18 protein-coding genes are annotated in these 21,703 nt (G+C 43.8%); 16 read left to right on the top strand and 2 right to left on the bottom strand.

The window, feature by feature from the left end; translation table 11 throughout:
* Nucleotides 1–130: 130 nt before the first annotated feature.
* Nucleotides 131–562 carry a GNAT family N-acetyltransferase gene (locus EFB00_RS00425; protein WP_122644976.1) on the bottom strand — a complete coding sequence of 144 codons (432 nt, stop codon included), beginning with the start codon at nt 560–562 and terminating at the stop codon, nt 131–133.
* 107 nt (nt 563–669) lie between these two features.
* On the opposite strand from EFB00_RS00425, the gene EFB00_RS00420 reads away from it, so the two are divergent.
* The 4 genes from EFB00_RS00420 (at nt 670) to cls (ending at nt 7,634) form a co-directional block, all read left to right on the top strand.
* Entirely contained in the window at nt 670–1,722 is a 1,053-nt protein-coding gene (locus tag EFB00_RS00420) for a DUF7278 family profilin-like fold-containing protein (protein ID WP_122644975.1), read from the top strand.
* Between the two features lie 291 nt (nt 1,723–2,013).
* Entirely contained in the window at nt 2,014–4,653 is a 2,640-nt protein-coding gene (gene alaS, locus EFB00_RS00415; RefSeq protein WP_122644974.1) for an alanine--tRNA ligase, read from the top strand.
* Nucleotides 4,654–5,003: 350 nt separating this feature from the next.
* Nucleotides 5,004–6,149 (top strand): cation diffusion facilitator family transporter, encoded by a 1,146-nt coding sequence (locus EFB00_RS00410; RefSeq protein ID WP_122644973.1) that lies wholly within the window; start codon nt 5,004–5,006, stop codon nt 6,147–6,149.
* Between the two features lie 18 nt (nt 6,150–6,167).
* Nucleotides 6,168–7,634 (top strand): cardiolipin synthase, encoded by a 1,467-nt coding sequence (gene cls, locus EFB00_RS00405; protein WP_122644972.1) that lies wholly within the window; start codon nt 6,168–6,170, stop codon nt 7,632–7,634.
* On the opposite strand, the gene EFB00_RS00400 is transcribed toward cls, so the two are convergent.
* Nucleotides 7,620–8,033 carry a ribonuclease HI family protein gene (locus tag EFB00_RS00400; protein WP_122644971.1) on the bottom strand — a complete coding sequence of 138 codons (414 nt, stop codon included), beginning with the start codon at nt 8,031–8,033 and terminating at the stop codon, nt 7,620–7,622. The genes cls and EFB00_RS00400 overlap by 15 nt on opposite strands.
* 63 nt (nt 8,034–8,096) lie before the next feature.
* Between EFB00_RS00400 and EFB00_RS00395 the strand changes: the two genes are divergently transcribed.
* The 12 genes from EFB00_RS00395 to carB all read left to right on the top strand — a co-directional run bounded on the left by EFB00_RS00395 (nt 8,097) and on the right by carB (nt 21,701).
* Entirely contained in the window at nt 8,097–8,510 is a 414-nt protein-coding gene (locus tag EFB00_RS00395; RefSeq protein WP_122644970.1) for an EbsA family protein, read from the top strand.
* A 299-nt stretch (nt 8,511–8,809) separates the two neighbouring features.
* Nucleotides 8,810–10,480, top strand: coding sequence for a formate--tetrahydrofolate ligase (locus EFB00_RS00390; protein WP_122644969.1), 1,671 nt, complete (start codon nt 8,810–8,812; stop codon nt 10,478–10,480).
* Nucleotides 10,481–10,674: 194 nt separating this feature from the next.
* Nucleotides 10,675–11,070 (top strand): hypothetical protein, encoded by a 396-nt coding sequence (locus tag EFB00_RS00385; protein WP_122644968.1) that lies wholly within the window; start codon nt 10,675–10,677, stop codon nt 11,068–11,070.
* On the top strand, nt 11,054–11,764 hold the full coding sequence (locus EFB00_RS00380) for a CBS domain-containing protein (protein ID WP_122644967.1): 711 nt from the start codon (nt 11,054–11,056) through the stop codon (nt 11,762–11,764). Before EFB00_RS00385 ends, EFB00_RS00380 begins: the two co-directional genes overlap by 17 nt.
* Before the next feature lie 5 nt (nt 11,765–11,769).
* Nucleotides 11,770–12,246, top strand: coding sequence for a signal peptidase II (gene lspA / locus EFB00_RS00375; protein WP_122644966.1), 477 nt, complete (start codon nt 11,770–11,772; stop codon nt 12,244–12,246).
* Nucleotides 12,230–13,138 (top strand): RluA family pseudouridine synthase, encoded by a 909-nt coding sequence (locus EFB00_RS00370; RefSeq protein ID WP_122644965.1) that lies wholly within the window; start codon nt 12,230–12,232, stop codon nt 13,136–13,138. The genes lspA and EFB00_RS00370 overlap by 17 nt, the downstream gene beginning before the upstream one ends.
* A 245-nt stretch (nt 13,139–13,383) precedes the next feature.
* The gene (gene pyrR / locus EFB00_RS00365) at nt 13,384–13,923 is read left to right on the top strand and encodes a bifunctional pyr operon transcriptional regulator/uracil phosphoribosyltransferase PyrR (protein WP_122644964.1); all 540 of its coding nucleotides are present in this window, start codon (nt 13,384–13,386) and stop codon (nt 13,921–13,923) included.
* A 12-nt stretch (nt 13,924–13,935) separates the two neighbouring features.
* Nucleotides 13,936–15,270, top strand: coding sequence for a uracil permease (uraA, locus tag EFB00_RS00360; RefSeq protein ID WP_122644963.1), 1,335 nt, complete (start codon nt 13,936–13,938; stop codon nt 15,268–15,270).
* Nucleotides 15,221–16,147 carry an aspartate carbamoyltransferase catalytic subunit gene (locus EFB00_RS00355; protein WP_122644962.1) on the top strand — a complete coding sequence of 309 codons (927 nt, stop codon included), beginning with the start codon at nt 15,221–15,223 and terminating at the stop codon, nt 16,145–16,147. Before uraA ends, EFB00_RS00355 begins: the two co-directional genes overlap by 50 nt.
* A 16-nt stretch (nt 16,148–16,163) precedes the next feature.
* Nucleotides 16,164–17,444: a dihydroorotase gene (locus EFB00_RS00350; protein ID WP_122644961.1), complete on the top strand. Its 1,281-nt coding sequence runs from the start codon at nt 16,164–16,166 to the stop codon at nt 17,442–17,444.
* 1 nt (nt 17,445) lies between these two features.
* Nucleotides 17,446–18,543 (top strand): carbamoyl phosphate synthase small subunit, encoded by a 1,098-nt coding sequence (locus EFB00_RS00345; protein WP_122644960.1) that lies wholly within the window; start codon nt 17,446–17,448, stop codon nt 18,541–18,543.
* Nucleotides 18,522–21,701: a carbamoyl-phosphate synthase large subunit gene (gene carB, locus EFB00_RS00340; RefSeq protein ID WP_122644959.1), complete on the top strand. Its 3,180-nt coding sequence runs from the start codon at nt 18,522–18,524 to the stop codon at nt 21,699–21,701. The genes EFB00_RS00345 and carB overlap by 22 nt, the downstream gene beginning before the upstream one ends.
* The last annotated feature ends 2 nt before the right edge of the window (nt 21,702–21,703 follow it).

Raw genomic sequence — 21,703 nt, 5'->3', positions numbered from 1 at the left:
AAAAAACTGATTCAAAGCATTCGATTTAAAAATATAAGCCTATAAAATATAATGATCGACCACTATGACGGACGGGGAAATGAGCCAAAGTTTTTATAATGACTTTCAGCGCATTCACCGTATAGTTCTTTTAAAGGACTTTTTCCATGGTGACGCAAAGAACACCGTCTTCCCAAAAAGGCTCCGAAACGACTTGATAGCCATTTTTTTGGTAAAAACTTTTAGCAGTCATTTCAGCGGACAAACGAGAAATGCGACAGCCGTCTTGTTTTCCTTGGGTTTCGCAAGCAGCTAAAAGCTTTCTGCCGATGCCTTGTCCGCGAAACACTTTTTGGATACAAAAGCGGTCAGGCTGGAGGGTTTGAGGATCGCTTTTTTGATAGCGGAGGGTTCCTGCTGGCTGATTATCTGCAAAGGCGACAAAATACATTTGTCCTCTCGTATCCCGCCAATCAAATTCATCTTCAGGAGAAATCCCTTGTTCAAGAACAAAAACTTCATAACGTAAAGAAAAGGCGGCGGCTTGCAGCCAAGGTTCAGAGCCCAAAGTGATCGAGTCCATAGAATATACTCCTTTTTGTTTTTGAATGGAAACGCTGGCAAAATCTGTCTTTTTTTATGCTATACTTAGCATAACAAGAAAGAGGCAGCTGGAAAAGAGGGTTAGTTATGGATTTTTTTGATTCATTGGAATGGAGCAATTGGAAAAATTTAAGCGATGAGGTAAAGAGTCAGCAATTTCGGCAAGTATTGATGTACTTTGTCAGTCCTTTGCGGAAAATCAACGAAGTAAAATTGGTGGATTTCCAACTGGCGGGCTTGAAATGCCGGACATTTGAGATCAAGATCGACAACGAAACATTTGTCTTTGTGCCTGGAAATCAAGAAGCCATTTTAGGGTGGGAACTAGGTGTTCAAGGTCTGCCGACACCTGCTTGGGACAAACATCATCCCAACAGTTTTCCGGATAAATTCGCGGCACTCATCAAAGATTATCAATTGAATACACAAGAACAATGGAGTGAATTCGTCAATCTTTATACATCAGAACTGCGAAAATCGGCGATTCCGCCAATGCTGGTGCAGCAGACGGCGTTACCGGCAGGGACAACATATTTGGGAAGGTTGAATAGTGTAACTGGTGAAATTACCGGCGAAGTAGAACGATTCGAGCCGCTGGAAGAATCGATTCGCAAACTTTTTATGCCGCCGCAATCTTTTGAAGCTAGTTTGACATGGTCGCTTCCTGAGAACCATTTGGAAAAAGGCAAATATTACTTAGAGGCCGCCAAAGACAGCGATGATTATTACATCTTCGAGCATTTCAGCTGTACTCATGAACAGCTGCGAAAAATCGTCCGCCGTAATGGATTCGATCTGATGACGGAGGATCAATGGGAATATGCAGTAGGCGGCGGGACACGCCGTTTGTTCCGTTGGGGCAACGATGTAGATACGGACGATTCGTACTGGGGACGGCAAGTGAAACAACAGATGAAATCCCCCAATATGTTTGGATTGACTATCTCGACCGCATTGGATCGTTATGAATTGACTGATACGATGACGTTGAAAATGGATCACTGGGACAATTCGGGGATCCCGTTATTAGATCTGCTGCCGCTTGCGACATATTATCGTTCTCCTCGCAAGTTGTTGCCGGAAGACGAATTGAATCCGCGGGAATTTTTATACCGTAAAACGATCTTGATCAAAAAATAAGACGTTGACATTCAATTAGGGATGTCCTATACTTTTAGGGTAATAAGGACATGGTAACAAGTCCCGCTCTTTACAGAAAGCTTTTCATTGCTGAGAGAAAAGCAAGAGCCCTTTTTATCGCTCCCTTATCGTTTATTGGTAGAAATACCAACGCGACTCTGCGTTAAAGAGCTGAAGAGGTAATGATTCAAACATCATTGCAATCAAGGTGGTACCGCGTGTTCACGTCCTTGACTTGCAATGGTGTTTTTTGTATTGCGTCTTTAAAGAATAAAGAAAGTAGGAAAAGAAATGAAAAAGTTAACGAGTGCGGAAGTCCGCCAAATGTTTTTAGATTTCTTTAAATCAAAAGGCCACACGGTTGAACCTAGCGCGTCTTTAGTGCCGGTAAATGACCCGACATTGTTATGGATCAACTCCGGTGTTGCGACACTGAAAAAATATTTCGACGGTACTGTCGTTCCTGAAAATCCCCGGATCACAAACGCACAAAAATCGATTCGGACCAATGATATCGAAAATGTCGGTAAAACAGCCCGCCACCATACAATGTTTGAAATGCTGGGAAACTTCTCGATCGGCGATTACTTCAAAAATGAAGCGATCCACTGGGCATGGGAATTTCTGACTGATGACAAGTGGTTGGCATTCGATCCTGAAAAATTATATGTGACTGTTTATCCAAAAGATACTGAAGCAAAACGGATCTGGCATGAAGAAGTCGGCTTACCATTGGATCACATCGTTGAGATCGAAGATAATTTTTGGGATATCGGTGCGGGTCCAAGCGGTCCTGATACTGAGATCTTTTATGACCGCGGTGAAGCTTACAATGATGTAGCCGAAGATGATCCTGAAAACTATCCTGGCGGTGAAAATGAACGTTATCTTGAAATCTGGAACTTGGTATTCTCAGAATTCAACCATAAACCTGACGACACTTACGAACCACTGCCTCATAAAAACATTGATACGGGGATGGGATTGGAACGGATCGTTTCTATCGTTCAAGACGCGCCAACCAACTTTGAAACAGACTTGTTCTTACCGATCATCCATGAAACAGAAGCGTTGAGCGGTAAATTCAAATATGGGGCAGCACCGCAAACAGATATTTCTTTCAAAGTCATCGCTGACCATATTCGCGCGTTATCTTTTGCTATCGGAGACGGTGCATTGCCATCAAACGAGGGACGAGGCTATGTATTGCGCCGCTTGTTGCGCCGCGCAGTCATGCATGGGAAAAAATTAGGGATCGATGAAGCATTCTTATACAAATTAGTCCCAGTAGTAGGCAAAATCATGGAAAGCTACTATCCTGAAGTATTGCAACAAAAAGAATTTATCGAAAAAGTCGTTCGCATGGAAGAAGAACGTTTCCACGAAACCATCAATGAAGGTTTAGAAATCTTGACTCAAGTCATCCAAGACGTCAAAGGCAAAAATGAAGATACATTGAACGGAAAAGACATCTTCAAACTTTATGATACTTACGGATTCCCTGTTGAATTGACAGAAGAAGTCGCTGAAGATGAAGGATTGAAAGTCGATCATGCCGGTTTTGAAAAAGAAATGCAGGCTCAAAGAGATCGTGCACGTGCTGCCCGCAGTACAGAAGCTTCAATGGGCGTGCAATCCGCATTGCTGACAGATATCAAAGTAGACAGCCGCTTTGTAGGATATGACCATTTGGAATCTGAAAGCGAATTGCTGGTGATCATTCAAGAAGAAGACTTGGTTGACACCGTTCGTGAAGGTGAAGCACAACTGATCTTTGCCGAAACACCATTTTATGCTGAAATGGGCGGACAAGTAGCGGATGAAGGGATCATCGCTGATGAAAACGGCAATTTAGTAGCAACAGTCCATGACGTGCAAAAAGCGCCAAACGGACAATTCCTGCATAAAGCAACGGTTGAAGGAACACTGGAAGAGGGCAAGAAATACTTCTTGCAAGTCAACACTCAACGCCGCAACCGGATCATCAAAAACCACACTGCGACTCACTTGCTGCATAAAGCATTGAAAGAAGTATTAGGCAATCACGCCAACCAAGCCGGTTCTTTAGTTGCTCCTGGTCATTTGCGTTTTGACTTTACCCACTTTGGACAAGTGACTGCAGAAGAATTGCAACAAATGGAAGCCATCGTCAACGAAAAAATTTGGGCAGCATTGCCAGTAGTTACTATCGAAACAGATATCGATACTGCTAAAGGCATGGGTGCAATGGCGCTATTTGGTGAAAAATACGGACACGATGTACGCGTAGTCAATGTCGCAGACTGGTCTATTGAACTATGCGGGGGAACGCATGTCGCTAATACTGAAGATATCGGGATCTTTAAGATCGTGGCAGAATCCGGGATCGGTGCTGGCGTACGCCGGATCGAAGCGGTGACCAGCAAAGAAGCATACGAACTTCTTTATAGTGAAGAACAACAATTGAAAGAAATCGCAGCGATCGTCAAATCACCGCAGATCAAAGAAGTTGTTTCCAAAACAGAACAGCTGCAACAACAATTGCGGGATCTGCAAAAAGAAAACGATGCGTTGGCAAGTAAATTAGCTAACCAACAAGCAGAAGATGTCTTTAAAGATGTCAAATCTGCCAATGGTATCTCTTATATCGCTTCACAAGTCAGTGTCAAAGATATGAATCAATTACGTCAATTAGCCGATCAATGGAAACAAAAAGCGGCTTCTGATGTCTTAGTTCTGGCTACGGCAAATGACGGCAAAGTCAACTTGTTGGCAGCTATGACACCTGAAGCAAATCAAAAAGGATTGAAAGCAGGCGATCTGATCAAAGCAATCGCGCCGAAAGTCGGCGGTGGCGGCGGCGGTCGTCCTGATATGGCACAAGCCGGCGGGAAAAATCCGGCGGGCATCAATGACGCTTTGACTGAAGTTGACGCTTGGTTGTCTAAATAAACAATAAAACTAGGGACAGTAAGTCATTACACCCAGCAAGGACGTTAACAAAGGTCTGACAATTATCGATATCCGAACTATATATGTATCACTCAGATACATGCCTTCATCGCAAACCAAGCTGTTTTGCGAAGGAGGGTTTATATAGTTCGGGTATTTCTGATTAATGAGACTTATCTTTCGTCCTTGTTGGAAAATGTCTGCTGTTCCCATTATTTTATTGCTGAAAGCCACCGACAAAATCAAGCATCTGTCTATTAAATCGATCATTTCAAGTTATTTAGTTGGTTCTTGAGGTGATTTCAGAGTAGAATAAAGTAAGCTTTTGAAATAAGTTAGAAGGAAATGCTATGTTGAAATTTTTAATGTCGTATATTCAAAAAAAATCAAATAAAGATCTGCGGACAAATTACGGGATCTTATCCGGGATACTGGGACTTTTTTCTAATCTTTTACTGTTTGTGATGAAATTTGTGATCGGTATCAGCGCCCATAGTGTTTCTATTTTAGCAGACGCGATCAACAACTTGACGGATACAGCGTCTTCCATCGTGACGTTATTCGGCTTTCGGGTGGCGGCCAAACCCGCTGACAGCGAGCATCCTTATGGTCATGAACGGTTCGAATATATCAGCGGTTTTGTGATCTCGATCCTGATCACCGTGGTGGGTTTCCAATTTTTGACAAGTTCAGTCAAACGGATCATTAACCCAGCAAATATCAAACTGTCTTTGTGGGTTTTTATCATCTTGCTTCTTTCCGTTTGTATCAAGTTTTGGCAAAGTCGAATGTATTCGAACATCGCTAAAAAAATCAAATCAGGTACGTTGAAAGCAAGTGCCCAAGACAGCATGAACGACGTTTTGACGACTGTGGCAGTCTTGGTTTCAGCCGGTGTGGAATGGCTGACTGGCTGGCGTGTCGATGGCTATGTAGGAACGCTGATCGCGCTGTATATCTTGTATAACGGGATTTCGATGGTTAAAGGGTTTGTCAATGAACTATTGGGCAGCCGTCCGACAGATAAAGAGATCATTGAGATGGAAAAAAGACTGGACAGCTATCAATCGATTTTAGGATACCACGATCTTTTGGTGCATAGTTACGGACCGAAAAAGCAATTCGCATCCGTCCACATTGAAGTCGATGAGACCTATGATCTGAATTATGCCCACGAGATCACTGATACGATCGAAAAAGATTTTTGGACCAACCTTCATGTAGCTCTGGTCTGTCATTTGGACCCGGTAGCAATCAATGATGAAGAGTATCAAAGAAAACTGCTGCTTTTAAAAGAGATCCTTTTTCGTATCGATCCCAACTTGCGGATCCATGATTTTCGAATAGAAGGTTCGACATTATCTTTTGATATCGTCGTTCCGCAGCATACGGCATTGTCAGACGAAGATATCCGCGAACAATTACAACAGAAAATCTCGTATGCGCTGGGTAATTATCAGCTGGAAGTCACATTTGATCATAACTATTTGTTATAAATGGAGTAGGGGGAAAAAATGAATTTTGAAATGGAAATGGCGATTATAAATTGGGTATTTTTTGGTTTGATTCTTGTCAATACCGTTGGTGCTATCGTCACTGTCTTTCGCAGACCGCGATCTATCACTAGTGTCTTGGCATGGTTGTTGACGTTGATCTTTTTCCCTGTCTTGGGCTTTTTGATTTATCTTTTTTGCGGACGTGGGATCGACGGGGAAACGATGTACCGTTTCAAGCAAGAACATATCAGTCGGATCACCGAGATCAACGGACTGATCCATCAAAACAATAAAAAATTCCATCGGACAGTCAAAACTTCCGGTTCGGAATTATTAGAAAAATATTTGCGGAATGTAGAGGAATCGCCTTTAGCAAAGGGAAATGCAGTTTCCTTTTATACGGACGGCAAAGAAAAATTTGCAGCGTTGTTTGAAGACATCCGACAAGCAAAAAACAATATCCATGTAGAATATTACGCGTTTTTTGATGATCAGATCGGAAACGAATTTTTAGATCTGTTAGTAGAAAAAGCCAAAGAAGGTGTCGAGGTTCGCGTGATCTTTGATCCCTGGGGAGCGAAGGGTTCAAAACCTAAATTTTTCGATCCATTAGTAGCCGCAGGAGGAAAAGCGACTGCCTTTATTACTTCACGAGATCTGATCCGCAAGACCCGTCTCAACTATCACTTGCACCGGAAGATCGTCGTGATCGACGGTTTGATCGGCTGGACGGGCGGTTTCAACGTTGGCGACCAGTATTTAGGCCGCAGTAAGAAATTCGGCTACTGGCGGGATACTCACGGACGTATCGTTGGTACAGCGAGTTTTACATTGCAAGAAATCTTTATCAAAGACTGGAATGCCTCTGTGCAAAACGAAGAAGACCAGCTAGAGTATGAAGAACGCTACTTTATGATGCCGGAAGAAGAATGCGGCAATGTCAGCATGCAGATCGTCTCAGACGGCCCGGAAAGTGAAGAAGAGATCTTAAAGAGCGGTTTCGTCAAGATGATTTTAGCCGCTGAAGAAAAACTCTGGATCCAAACCCCTTATCTGATTCCGGATGATACCATGATCAACGCATTATTGATCGCTGTCCGTTCAGGGGTAGATGTTCGGATCATGATTCCGGATATGCCGGATCACGCCTTTATTTTCAGAGCCACACAGCATTACGCTAATTATCTGCATAAAAGAGGCGTTAAAATCTATTCTTATAATAACGGCTTCTTACATTCTAAAACGATCGTCATGGATGATCTGATTTCTTCGTTTGGATCCACGAACCAAGATATCCGCAGCTATTCTCTGAATTTTGAGGTGAGCGCGTTCGTGTATGATGAAGAAGTTACGAAAGAAATGCAGCAGATTTTTGAAGCAGACATGAAAAACTGCACACTCTTGACAGATGAGATTATTGAAAATCAAGGACGATGGTTAAGATTCAAGCAAAACTTTTCTCGGCTTTTATCACCGATTTTGTGATTTTTTGAGAGCTTTTTGCAGTCCTTGCCGAGCAAGATTATCGGCGCCTTTATTTTGATTTTCTGGTATCCATTGCAGGATCAATAATGAAAAATGCGGCAGCAGTTGCTGGATCTCCTGGAAAAAAGGCAGAAAATCAGGATTGCCGGTAAAGTTTTTATCGACTGTTTGCACCAAGATTTTGCTGTCAGAATACACCATGATCGTTTCTTCATGATAATTTTTGTCCAATAGCAGCTCTAATAACGCTAAGAAAGTTGCAAATTCTGCTTGATGATTTGTCAAAGTCGGCAATGGGAAGGCATGTTGTTCATGGATTCCTTCACCGACAAGCAGAATGCCGCCGCCGCTGATTCCCGGGTTGCCTTTTGTCGCGGCATCGATATATGATTTGATCATTTGACCACCTTTTCTTTTTTTGTGATAGAATAATTATATAACTTAGATTGAAAGGACTTGTAGATGAAATCAAAAAAATATCATTGGCAGCCAGAAGTGGCTACGTCGATTATTTATTGGTCAGTCACTTTGATGATTCTTTTTTATAGTTTAACACTTGCATTAGAAAATACGCGACCTTATTGGAAAAGCAATCTTGTTTTAGTTATGTTTTTCATTTTTGTTTATATCGGCTTTTTACGATGGATCTTTGTTAAAGAGGATCATCTTTTAGTCCGTTACGCGCGCTTTTGGAAAAAGGAAAAATTTTACTATAAAAACATCCAAGCAATCTGTCGACTGTCCAATGGCATTGAGTTTACTTATCAAGGCAAAGAATACCATTTTTTGATGAGAAAAAAAACTTGCGAGAGCTTTTTGACAGACTTAGCTCATCATTTCCCGGTTTCGATCTTATCTGAAAAAAGCAAAACCTGAAATAAGCAACAACACACCTTAAAAGCTGACGTTTCTGATCAATGAAGATCAAAGATGTCAGCTTTTTTATATCCTCGAATGTGATAAGCGACTTGCTTCTGGATAAGTGATCGCTGCGCAATTTGATTTCTAAGAGCTTTTTTATCGATCAAGGAAGTACTATAGTTTCTGTAAAAACTCTCAGAAATCATTTCCTTTGAGATTTCAGTGGAATTCTCGACAAGAATTGATTATAATAGAAAATAACTGAACGAACTTTGGTTATTCATATGAAATAGTTCGTAAAAAGGAGTTTTTGCATGAAATCTGATATTGAAATCGCACAAGAGGCAACCTTAAAACCTATCAAAGAGATCGCAGAAAAAGTCGGTTTGACAGAAGATGATCTGGAACTTTACGGCAAATACAAAGCAAAGATCGATTGGCCGGCGATCCAACGTCTGGAACAAAAGACAGAGGGCAAATTGATTTTAGTTACTTCCATCAATCCAACACCAGCCGGCGAAGGAAAATCGACTGTGACCATCGGCCTGGCGGATGCATTGAACCAATTAGGCAAAAAAACTGTCATCGCTTTGCGGGAACCTTCTTTAGGACCAGTTATGGGGATCAAAGGGGGCGCGGCAGGCGGCGGCAAAGCACAAGTCTTACCAATGGAAGAGATCAATCTGCATTTTACCGGAGACATGCATGCGATCACTACCGCAAACAATGCGTTGTCCGCATTGATCGACAACCATATTCATCAAGGAAATCAATTGAACATTGACGCTCGTCGGGTGATTTGGAAACGGGTCGTTGATTTGAATGATCGGGCATTGCGCAATGTCATCATTGGTCTAGGAGGTCCTATCCAAGGGGTGCCGAGAGAAGACGGTTTTGATATCACTGTTGCCAGCGAGATCATGGCGATTTTATGTTTAGCGACTGATCTGAAAGATCTGAAAGCACGATTGAGCAGAATTGTGATCGGATATACCTTTGATCGAACACCAGTGACTGTTGCTGATCTGAATGTGGAAGGTGCGTTGACGCTGCTTCTAAAAGACGCGTTGAAACCGAATCTTGTTCAAACCATCGAAGGTACACCGGCATTTGTTCACGGAGGACCTTTTGCCAATATCGCTCACGGCTGCAACAGTATCATGGCCACCAAGATGGCCTTAAAACTAGGCGATTACACGGTGACTGAAGCCGGCTTTGGTGCGGATCTGGGGGCTGAGAAATTTTTAGATATCAAAGTACCGACTCTTGGAAAAACACCGGATGCTATCGTGATCGTTGCGACGATCCGAGCGTTGAAGATGCACGGAGGTGTGGCGAAGGATCAGTTGGCAGAAGAAAATATTTCCGCTGTCGCTCACGGTTTTGCCAATCTTGATCGGCATATAAAAAATATGCGCCGATATGGTGTGCCGGTGGTTGTTGCGATCAATGAATTTGCGACAGATACCGAAGCTGAACGAGAAATACTGGAAGAAAAATGCCGGGAATCCGGTGTCAACGTTCAGCGAGCAAGTGTCTGGGAGCATGGCGGAGCCGGTGGACTTGATTTAGCCAAAGCAGTCGTTGAAACGATCCAAGAAAGTACACCAGATTTCCAACCGCTATATGAAACAGACGCGTCGATCGAGGAGAAAACACAAACGATCGTAACTCAGATTTATGGTGGTGCGGCTGTCCAGTTCACCCAAAAAGCGAAGAATCAAATCGCGACTTTTGTCAAAGAAGGCTGGGATAAACTGCCGATCTGTATGGCGAAAACCCAATATTCTTTCTCTGATGATCCGCAAAAACTTGGAGCACCAGAAGGATTCACACTGACGATTCGCGAGTTTATTCCGAAATTAGGTTCTGGTTTTATCGTTGCTTTGACGGGCGATGTCATGACGATGCCGGGACTGCCGAAAAAACCAGCGGCTCTCAATATGGATGTCGATGAACAAGGAAACGCCATCGGGTTGTTTTAAGAAAGCTGATAACAAAAATTTATCTAATATAAAAAAGCAAAAGGGACCGGTTAGCGGTCTTTTTTGCTTTTTTTGACAACCTCCTCTAAACTAAAGATAACAACAGAAAGAGAATAAATTTTTGAATGAAGAGACTTATTCCTATATTTCTATTGTAATTTCCCGCTGATTACTTGATAATAAGGAGGTTCTATATGGAAGTTCGTGTGACTCGCAAAACCGGTTTCTACGGAATGGGCAGTCCCATCAAAGTCATCCTAAACGACAAGACATTTATGCTGAATCATGAACAATCAAAGACTCTGACTATAACAGAAGAAACTTGCTCCATTCAAGTATCATTCTACCTATTGAAAAGCAAGGTATATCACTTCCAACCTCAAAAAGAGCCGCTGGATCTGATCATCCAGATGAACCCAAAAATGATCCAGATCTATCTGATTCTTTTCGGATTCATGCTGCTGATGCCTTTATTGCTGAGAAGTATTGCGGTCAGTATTTTGCTGATTGTTCTTTTTATCGGATTTTTGTTAAAATTTTTACATCAAGCATATATCGTAAAGGAGAATGGACATGGGACAACAAGCTGAATCTTTTTTAATAAGCTTCAATCGAATCGAAAAATGGCTCCGCCAAAAATTAGGTAATCCTCGAAACATGGGCTTTAGTGAAATGGTCCGGCATTTAAGCAGAAGAAAAGACCTGCCGGTAAGAAGTCACTCGGAAGATCTCTTACAGATGGCGCAGCTGCGCAATGCAATCGTCCACGACCAAGTCGCTGAAGGATTTGTCATCGCTGAGCCGAATCAATGGACTGTCGATCGCATCCAACAGATCGAAAATGAACTGCTGGAGCCGGAAAAAGTTTTGCCAAGATTCAAAAAGCATGTTACCGGCTTTGAGATCTCTATGCCTATCACCGAGATTTTAAAAACCATCGCCGCTAAAAAGCATTCTCAATTTCCTCTTTACAGCAAGGGAAAATTTGAAGGACTGATCACGTTGCGTGCGTTGGGGTATTGGTTTGCCAGAGAAAGCTTGAAAGGGGAAATCAAGCTGGAAGGGCGTACTGCCCGCGAGCTGATCATTTCTGACGGGAAAAAGACCAATTATCGGTTTGTTTCCGCTGATACCACTATCGCAGAGATCGAAACACTATTCCATAGCGACGGTGATGACGGGATGTTAGAAGCGATCCTGATCACCCAAGACGCCGATCCTAACGGCAATTTATTAGGGATCATTCGTCCCCGCGATATTTATACCCAATCAGAAAAGAGTTGAATTTTTTGTTAATCGTTTATTTAGTAATTTGTATCCTGCTTTTAGTTCTCGATCAGCTGGTCAAATGGTGGACTGTCGCCAACTTTGCGTTAGGTGAGACCCAACCGCTGATCCCTCACATCCTTTCATTGACTCATATCCGCAATACCGGCGCGGCGTGGAGCATCATGGAAGGTCAGATTGTTTTCTTTACGATCGTCACAGTTGTCGCCGTTTCGGTCTGCGGCTATCTTTTAGTGAAACATCGCAATGACAATAAATTTTTCACATTCGGTTTGACAATGATTATTGCCGGAGCATTAGGGAACTTTATCGATCGTATTCGTTTAGGCTACGTTGTCGATATGTTCCAAACGGACTTCATGAATTTCCCGATTTTCAATGTCGCCGATATGTCTTTAGTCATCGGTGTGATCATGGTCTTTATCTACGCGATCTGGGATGAGCATACAAAGGAGAAACAGCATGCCAAAACAAATTAATCTTGTGATCCATGATGAAAAAGGGCGGATCGATAAAGTTTTAGCGGAACGTCTGAAAGAATACAGCCGTTCTCAGATCCAACAATGGCTGAAAAATCAAAATGTTTCCCTTCATGGCGAGCCGGTAAGAGCAAACTATAAAGTGAAGTCTGGCGATCAGCTGATCATTGAGATCCCGGATCCCGAAGAATTGGATTTGACACCTGAATCATTGGATCTTGAGATCGTGTATGAAGATGAAGACGTGGCGGTGGTCAATAAACCGCAGGGAATGGTGGTTCATCCGGCTGCCGGCCATACTCACGGCACATTAGTGAATGGACTGCTGTATCAACTGAAAAATCTGTCTTCTATCAATGATGTGATCCGTCCAGGTATTGTTCACCGCATCGATAAAGATACTTCCGGTTTATTGATGGTGGCTAAAAATGATTTTGCTCATGAGTCTTTGGCGAAACAGTTGAAAGATAAAACTTCTCTGAGAAAATATGTGGCACTAGTCCATGGAGTCATCCCACATGACAAGGGAACGATTGAAGCACCGATCGGCCGTTCTAAAACCAACCGTAAAACACAAGCAGTTATTGAAGATGGCCGTCCCGCGGTCACTCATTTTACAGTCTTAGAACGTTTTGATGAATTTACATTAGTGGAATTACAATTGGAAACCGGACGGACACACCAGATCCGTGTCCATATGCAATATATCGGCTACCCTTTAGCAGGTGATCCGGTTTATGGTCCTCGCAAGACACTTAAAGGCAATGGACAGTTCCTGCATGCCAAACTTTTAGGCTTTACACATCCCCGAACAGGTGAGAATTTAGTCTTTGAAGCACCGCTGCCGGAAATTTTTGAAGAAACTTTAAAAAAATTACGGAAAAAGCATTGATTTTTTATAACAGAAAGTGTATTGTTTGTTTAACAAAAAATTTAATAGTGATCCTTTAAGAGTAGTCCCGTGAGGCTAAGAAGGAAATGAGCGAGAAGTACACGCAGTGCGCTGACGATGTACCTTGCTGGATGACATCCGTATACCCTGATACCATTATAGGGATACGACCAACAGTCTGAAAACATACCTCCTGCCTGATAACGGGCAGGAGTTTTTTTGTGCAATCATAGGAGGGAAAAAATATGTCAACTAAAGAAGTCGTAGATGCAGTAACAATGAAACGAGCGTTAACACGTATCACTTATGAAATCATCGAAAGAAATCGCGGACTTGAAGATCTTGTCTTGGTAGGGATCAAAACGCGAGGAATCTATATCGCCCGACGGATCGCGGAACGTTTGAAACAGCTGGAAGATATTGAAGTTCCTGTCGGTGAATTGGATATTACATTGTACCGTGACGATCAAAAAGCGAAAAACGAAGATCCAGAAGTTCACTCTTCAACGATCCCAGTCAATCTGGAAGGCAGAGAAGTCATCGTTGTTGACGACGTACTTTACACAGGACGCACGATCCGGGCGGCATTAGACGCGATCATGGACTACGGACGTCCTCGCAAGATCTCATTGGCAGTCTTGGTGGACCGCGGTCACCGGGAATTACCGATCCGGGCAGATTATGTCGGAAAAAATATTCCAACTTCTTTAACAGAAGAAATCATCGTTGAGATGGAAGAAGCAGATGGCAAAGATCGGATCTTGATCGATAAAGCCGGCGAGTAGGAGATGAAAAAAATGGCAAAAGAATTTCGCAATAACGATGCAGTATTAGATATCCATGACAAACCAAAAACGTTTCAATGGTTAGGACTAAGCTTACAGCACTTATTCACGATGTTTGGCGCAACTGTCCTGGTACCGATTTTAGTAGGGATCAACCCAGGGATCGCGTTAGTCAGTTCCGGTCTGGGAACCCTCGTTTATCTGACCACAACGAAAGGCAAGATTCCGGCATATCTGGGCAGCAGCTTCGCATTTATTGCAGCGATGCAGATGCTGATGAAATCTGACGGGTATCCAGCGGTCGCTCAAGGAGCAATCACTACCGGGATCGTCTACCTGATCGTTTCACTGATCGTCAGAAAAATCGGTTCAGCTTGGCTCAACCGCATCTTGCCGCCGATCGTTGTCGGTCCGGTGGTAATGGTCATCGGTTTGGGACTAGCAGCAAACGCCGCGAACAACGCCATGTTCAACGGAGACAAATACGATATCAAATATATCGCAGTCGCACTTTTGACATTACTGGTTACGATCATCTTCAACATGTGGCTGAAAGGTTTCTTGGGTCTGATCCCGATCCTTTTGGGAATCATCAGTGGTTATCTGATTGCTTTGGCCTTTGGGATCGTGGATACACAACCGATCGCTGACGCAGCATGGTTTGCTGTACCGAATTTCGAAATTCCTTTTGTGCAGTACACACCAAAACTTTATCTCAACGCGATCACGACGATGGCGCCGATCGCTTTTGTAACAATGACAGAACACATTGGTCATTTGATGGTCCTTAATAAATTGACGAAACGCAACTTCTTTGAAGAACCAGGCCTTCATAAAACATTGATGGGTGATGGATTGGCACAGATCGTCGCAGGTTTTGTCGGCGGACCGCCAGTAACCAGCTACGGCGAAAACATCGGCGTGTTGGCGATCACGAAAGTTCACAGCGTTTTCGTTATCGGTGGAGCAGCCATCTTGGCAGTCGTACTAGGATTTGTCGGCAAATTGAGCGCACTGATCCTCAGCATCCCAGGACCAGTCATTTCAGGAATCAGTTTCATTCTCTTCGGAGTAATCGCCGCAAGCGGATTGAAAATCTTGATCGAAAACAAAATCGACTTTGATAAAAAGAAAAATCTGCTGATCGCATCAGTCATCCTAGTGATCGGTATCGGCGGACTAGTCTTTGAATTCGGAACATTCACTTTGTCAGCTATGGCACTAGCCACTGTTTTAGGAATCATCTTAAACCTTGTTTTACCGGAAACTTCAAGAAGCGAACAGGAGGAAGCAAAACATGATCATTCAGTCAGAGAGAATCAGTTTGAAACATCTATTAACCGTTGAGGCATTGACCGATCAAGAAGTAATGGGACTTATCCGCCGCGGACAGGAATTTAAAAACGGCGCAAAATGGACACCTGAAAAAGACCAATACTTCGCCACTAATCTTTTCTTTGAGAATAGTACACGAACCCATAAAAGTTTTGATGTCGCTGAAAAGAAATTGGGACTGGAAGTGATCGAGTTTGATTCTTCAACCAGCTCTGTCCAAAAAGGCGAGACGCTTTATGACACAGTGCTGACGATGTCGGCTCTTGGCGTTGACGTAGCAGTGATCCGCCATGGAGACGAAAACTATTACGATGAATTGATCCAAAGCAAAACGATCCAATGCAGTATCATCAACGGTGGCGACGGCAGCGGCCAGCATCCTACACAATGTCTGCTGGATCTGATGACGATCTATGAAGAGTTCGGCTACTTTGAAGGATTGAAAATAGCGATCGTCGGAGACATCACCCATTCACGGGTAGCAAAATCCAACATGCAAATGCTGAAACGTCTCGGCGCAAAAGTCTTCTTCTCCGGACCGGAAGAATGGTATGATCCTGAGTTTGAAGTTTACGGCCATTATCTGCCGTTAGACGAATTGGTTTCCGAAGTAGATGTCATGATGATGCTGCGTGTCCAACACGAACGTCATGACGGCAGTGAAAGTTTTTCAAAAGAAAGCTATCACAATGAATACGGCTTGACTGTGGAGCGGGCGAAACAAATGCGGCCTCACGCGATCATCATGCACCCGGCACCAGTCAACCGCGATGTAGAGTTGGCAGATTCATTAGTAGAAAGTCTGCAATCGCGGATCATCCAGCAAATGACTAATGGTGTCTATGTCCGGATGGCGATTTTAGAAGCAGTATTATCAGGTAAAGCGTAAAAACAGGAGGAAGCATATGAAAACACTCATTAAAAACGGTAAAATTATTTCTCACGATAATCAAACGATCCCGGCAGAAATCTGGATCGAAGAAGGCAAAATCAAAGCGATCGGAACTGGTTTTGATACGGTTTTTGATGAAGTGTTTGATGCCCAAGGACAGCTGATCACTCAAGGCTTGGTAGATGTCCATGTCCACTTGCGGGAACCTGGATACACCTATAAAGAAACGATCAAAACCGGCAGTATGGCAGCGGCTCGCGGTGGATTTACCACCGTTTGTGCCATGCCGAATCTTGATCCGGTACCGGATACAGCTGAAAAATTGACAGAAGTTTACGACTTGATCAAAAAAGATGCCGTAGTCAATGTATTGCAATACGCGCCGATCACAGAAAAACTCCGCAGTGATGTACTGACAGATCAAAAAGCATTAAAAAAAGCCGGGGCGTTTGCCTTTACTAACGATGGCGTCGGCGTACAGACTGCCGGCACCATGTATCTGGCTATGAAAGAAGCGGCTGCCAATGATATGGCGCTGGTTGCCCATACAGAAGACGAGTCGTTGCTTTTCGGCGGTGTGATGCACGCCGGCAAAAAAGCAGAAGAATTAGGACTTCCAGGCATTCTTAGTGCAACGGAATCTTCCCAGATCGCCAGAGATTTGCTTTTAGCAGAAGAAACCGGCTGTCATTATCATGTCTGCCATGTATCTACCAAAGAGAGCGTGCGAGTGATCCGAGATGCGAAAAAAGCCGGTGTCCACGTCACTGCCGAGGTTTCGCCGCATCACCTGATCTTATGCGAAGAAGATATCCCAGAAGATTTCGGTTATTGGAAAATGAATCCGCCGTTGAGAGGCAAAGACGACCGCGAAGCATTGATCGAAGGTCTGTTGGACGGAACCATCGATTGTATCGCAACCGACCATGCTCCCCATGGTTTTGACGAAAAAAATCAAAGTTTTTTAAAAGCACCATTCGGGATTGTGGGATCGGAATACGCGTTTCAACTGATTTATACGCATTTTGTCAAAACCGGCAAATTTACATTAGAACAAGTAATTGACTGGATGGCAGTCAAACCAGCAGCGATCTTCGGATTAGATACTGGCCGCTTAACGATCGGCGGAAAAGCAGATCTGGCAATCTTTGATATCCAGCATGCTTATCAGATCGACTCAAAACAATTCGAATCAAAAGCTGTCAACACACCATTTGACAAGTGGGAAGTATACGGCGATACATTGTATACCTTTGTCAATGGTCATGCGGTATGGCAAAAAGGTGGGAAATAAAATGAAACGTTGGTTGATTTTAGAAGATGGCACTTATTTTGAAGGAGAAGGATTCGGCGCTGAAACGAATGTTTTCGGCGAGATCGTTTTTACTACCAGTATGACTGGGTATCAAGAAACGATCACCGACCAAAGTTTTAACGGACAGATCATCACATTTACGTATCCTATGGTGGGAAATTACGGCATCAATCGTGACGATCATGAGTCTATCGCACCGACTTGTAAAGGGGTAGTCGTTAAAGAACATGCCCGTCTAGCAAGCAATTGGCGCAATCAAATGACATTAGACGAATTTTTGAAACGCAAAGGTATCCCCGGAATCGCCGGGATCGATACCCGCGCGCTAACAAAAAAATTGCGTCAGCACGGCACGATGAAAGCCAGTATCGTGGCAGAAGAAGACTTTACCCATGCTTACGATCAATTGAAAGCCGCTGTTTTGCCTACCAATCAAGTAGCACAAGTCTCCACTGCGAAACCTTATCCAAGCCCGGGCACTGGACACAATGTAGTCGTGATCGATTTTGGCTTGAAGCACAGTATTTTGCGGGAGCTTTCCAAACGCCACTGCAATTTGACGGTATTGCCGTATGATACCAGCGCGAAAAAGATCTTGGAACTTTCTCCAGATGGCGTGATGCTGACGAACGGACCGGGAGATCCGAAAGATGTACCGGAAGCTATTGCGATGATTCGAGAGATTCAAGGAAAAGTTCCGATTTTCGGAATCTGCTTAGGACATCAATTATTTTCACTGGCAAATGGCGCTGATACTTACAAGATGAAATTCGGACACCGGGGGTTGAATCACCCAGTACGGGAGATCGCCACCGGAAGAATCGATTTTACTTCGCAAAATCACGGCTATGCCGTAGCGGAAGAATCTATCGATCCGAATATTTTGATGGTGACTCATATTGAAGTGAACGATGGCACCATCGAAGGGGTACGTCATAAAAACTATCCGGCATTCAGCGTACAGTTTCACCCGGATGCGGCGCCTGGACCTCACGATGCCGTGCACTTATTTGATGAATTTATAGATATGATGGATACATGGAAGGAGCAGCACATATGCCAAAACGGACAGATATAAAGAAAATCATGGTGATCGGATCCGGTCCCATTATCATCGGGCAGGCTGCTGAATTCGACTATGCCGGAACACAAGCATGTCTGGCATTGAAAGAAGAAGGCTACGAAGTCGTTCTGGTCAATTCCAACCCCGCAACGATCATGACAGACAAAGAAATCGCCGATCGTGTCTATATCGAACCGATCACCTTTGAATTTGTTTCACGAATCTTGCGTAAGGAACATCCTGATGCTCTGTTACCAACACTAGGCGGTCAAACCGGACTGAATATGGCAATGGAATTAGCCGAATCAGGGATCTTAACAGAATTAGGAATCGAACTTCTGGGAACCAAACTTTCCGCCATCGACCAGGCAGAAGACCGGGATCTATTCAAAAAATTGATGGAAGAGTTGGATCAGCCGATCCCAGAATCAGCCATCATCACTACCGTTGAGGAAGCAATCGATTTTGCTGATCAAATCGGCTATCCAGTTATCGTACGTCCAGCCTTTACACTTGGCGGTACTGGCGGCGGTATGTGCGACAATGAAGAAGAATTGCGGACCATCGCTGAAAATGGTCTTAAATTATCGCCGGCAACTCAATGCTTGATCGAAAAAAGCATCGCCGGTTTCAAAGAGATCGAATACGAAGTGATGCGAGACTCCGCCGATAACGCGATCGTTGTCTGCAACATGGAAAACTTTGATCCAGTGGGCATCCATACCGGCGATTCTATCGTCTTCGCACCAAGTCAAACACTATCTGATCACGAATACCAGTTGTTAAGAGATGCTTCTTTGCGGATCATCCGCGCACTTCAAATCGAGGGCGGCTGTAATGTACAGCTGGCACTTGACCCACACAGCTTCAACTATTATGTCATCGAAGTCAATCCGCGGGTTTCACGTTCTTCCGCTTTAGCAAGTAAAGCAACAGGCTATCCGATCGCAAAACTAGCCGCAAAAATCGCTGTCGGTCTTACATTGGATGAAATGAAAAATCCCGTGACTGAAACCACCTATGCTGAATTCGAACCGGCATTGGATTATGTCGTTGCAAAGATCCCGCGTTGGCCATTTGATAAATTTGAAAACGGCGACCGGATCTTAGGAACACAGATGAAAGCCACTGGTGAAGTCATGGCGATCGGCCGCAATATCGAAGAAGCTTTGCTGAAAGCTGTCCGTTCATTGGAGGTGGGCGCGACTCACGTTGAACTGCCGGTTCTTGAACAGCTTTCTGACAATGAACTAACGAAAAAAATGGTCAAAGCACAAGACGATCGTCTGTTTTATGTCACCGAAGCGATTCGCCGCGGGTATACAATCCAAGACATTGCGGAAATGACTAAGATCGATCTGTTTTTCTTAGACAAACTCCTGCACATCACCGAGATCGAAGAACAGCTGAAAGCAGCGCCATTTGATAAAACGACATTGAAAAAAGCCAAGCAAAACGGTTTTTCTGATGTGAAGATCGCTCAGCTTTGGCAAACAGAAGCCGCAAAAATCCGAGAATTTCGTAAAGAAAATCAGTTGGTGCCTGTCTATAAAATGGTGGACACTTGCTCGGCGGAATTCGAATCAACGACACCATATTTTTACAGCAGTTATGAATTTGAAAATGAAAGTGTTGTGACCCAAAAACCTTCCGTCCTTGTATTAGGCTCAGGTCCGATCCGTATCGGTCAAGGTGTGGAATTCGATTATGCGACAGTCCATTCTGTCAAAGCGATCCAAGCAGCAGGATACGAGGCTATCATCATCAACAGCAATCCGGAAACAGTATCGACAGACTTTTCCATCTCTGACAAGCTGTATTTTGAACCATTGACACTGGAAGATGTTCAAAACGTGATCGATCTGGAACAACCGATCGGCGTGATCGTGCAATTCGGCGGACAAACTGCCATCAATTTAGCAGAACCGTTGGCAAAAAGCGGCACGAAGATTTTAGGAACCAGTATCGAGGATCTGGATCGTGCGGAAAATCGCGATCTTTTCGAACAAGCATTGAAAGAACTAGGGATCCCGCAACCACCGGGCGATACAGCGACGAATAAAGAAGAAGCGGTAACGATCGCGCAAAGAATCGGATATCCAGTCTTGGTACGTCCAAGTTACGTCTTAGGCGGCCGCGCGATGGAAATCGTTGAGAACCAACAGGACCTGGAAGACTATATGGAAAATGCCGTCAAAGCTTCACCGGAACATCCAGTACTTGTCGATCGTTATCTGATCGGCGGCGAATGCGAAGTGGACGCGATCTGTGATGGCGAGACCGTGTTGATTCCAGGTATCATGGAACACATCGAACGAGCAGGGATCCATTCAGGAGATTCGATGGCCGTTTATCCGCCACAGTATCTTTCCGAAGAAATCAAGAAAACGATCGCTGACTATACAGAAAAATTGGCATTAGGCTTGAACTGTATCGGGATGATGAATATCCAATTTGTGATCCACGATGAACAAGTTTATGTTATCGAAGTCAATCCGAGAGCCAGCCGTACCGTGCCGTTTTTAAGCAAAGTCACAGGCATCCCGATGGCTCAACTGGCAACCCAAGCTATTTTAGGCAACAAACTGGCCGATCAAGGCTATCAAAATGGACTTTATCCAGAGAGCAAGGACGTCCATGTCAAAGCGCCGGTCTTTTCATTCACGAAATTGCAAAAAGTCGAAACCCACTTAGGTCCGGAAATGAAATCTACAGGTGAAGTAATGGGCTCTGATAAAACATTGGAAAAAGCGTTGTATAAAGCCTTCGAAGCAGCAGGACTGCATATCCATGAATTCGGCACTGTCCTGTTTTCCGTCGCGGACGACGCAAAAGAAGAAGCGGTCAATCTGGCAAGACGATTTTCAACGATCGGTTTTACGATCGTTGCTACCAACGGAACAGCCGAATACTTCCAGAAACAGGGGATCCGGACAAAAGCGGTGGCGAAAATTTCAGACCATACAACACCAAATGCGTTGGAATATTTACGAGGAAAAGCGCAATTAGTCGTGAACACGATGGATAAAAACCGTCAAGGAACTTCCCAAGACGGCTTCATGATCCGCCGAGAAGCGGTAGAACACGGTGTTCCATTATGTACTTCATTAGACACTGCCACCGCGATCTTAAAAGTGATGGAATCACGAGCATTCACCACACAAGCGATTTAAAA

It is taken from the genome of Enterococcus mediterraneensis (assembly GCF_900604485.1).
Classification (GTDB): Bacteria; Bacillota; Bacilli; order Lactobacillales; family Enterococcaceae; genus Enterococcus_C; species Enterococcus_C mediterraneensis.
Note: the sequence above shows the minus strand (reverse complement) of the source record. Positions and strands in the feature narration are given on the sequence as shown.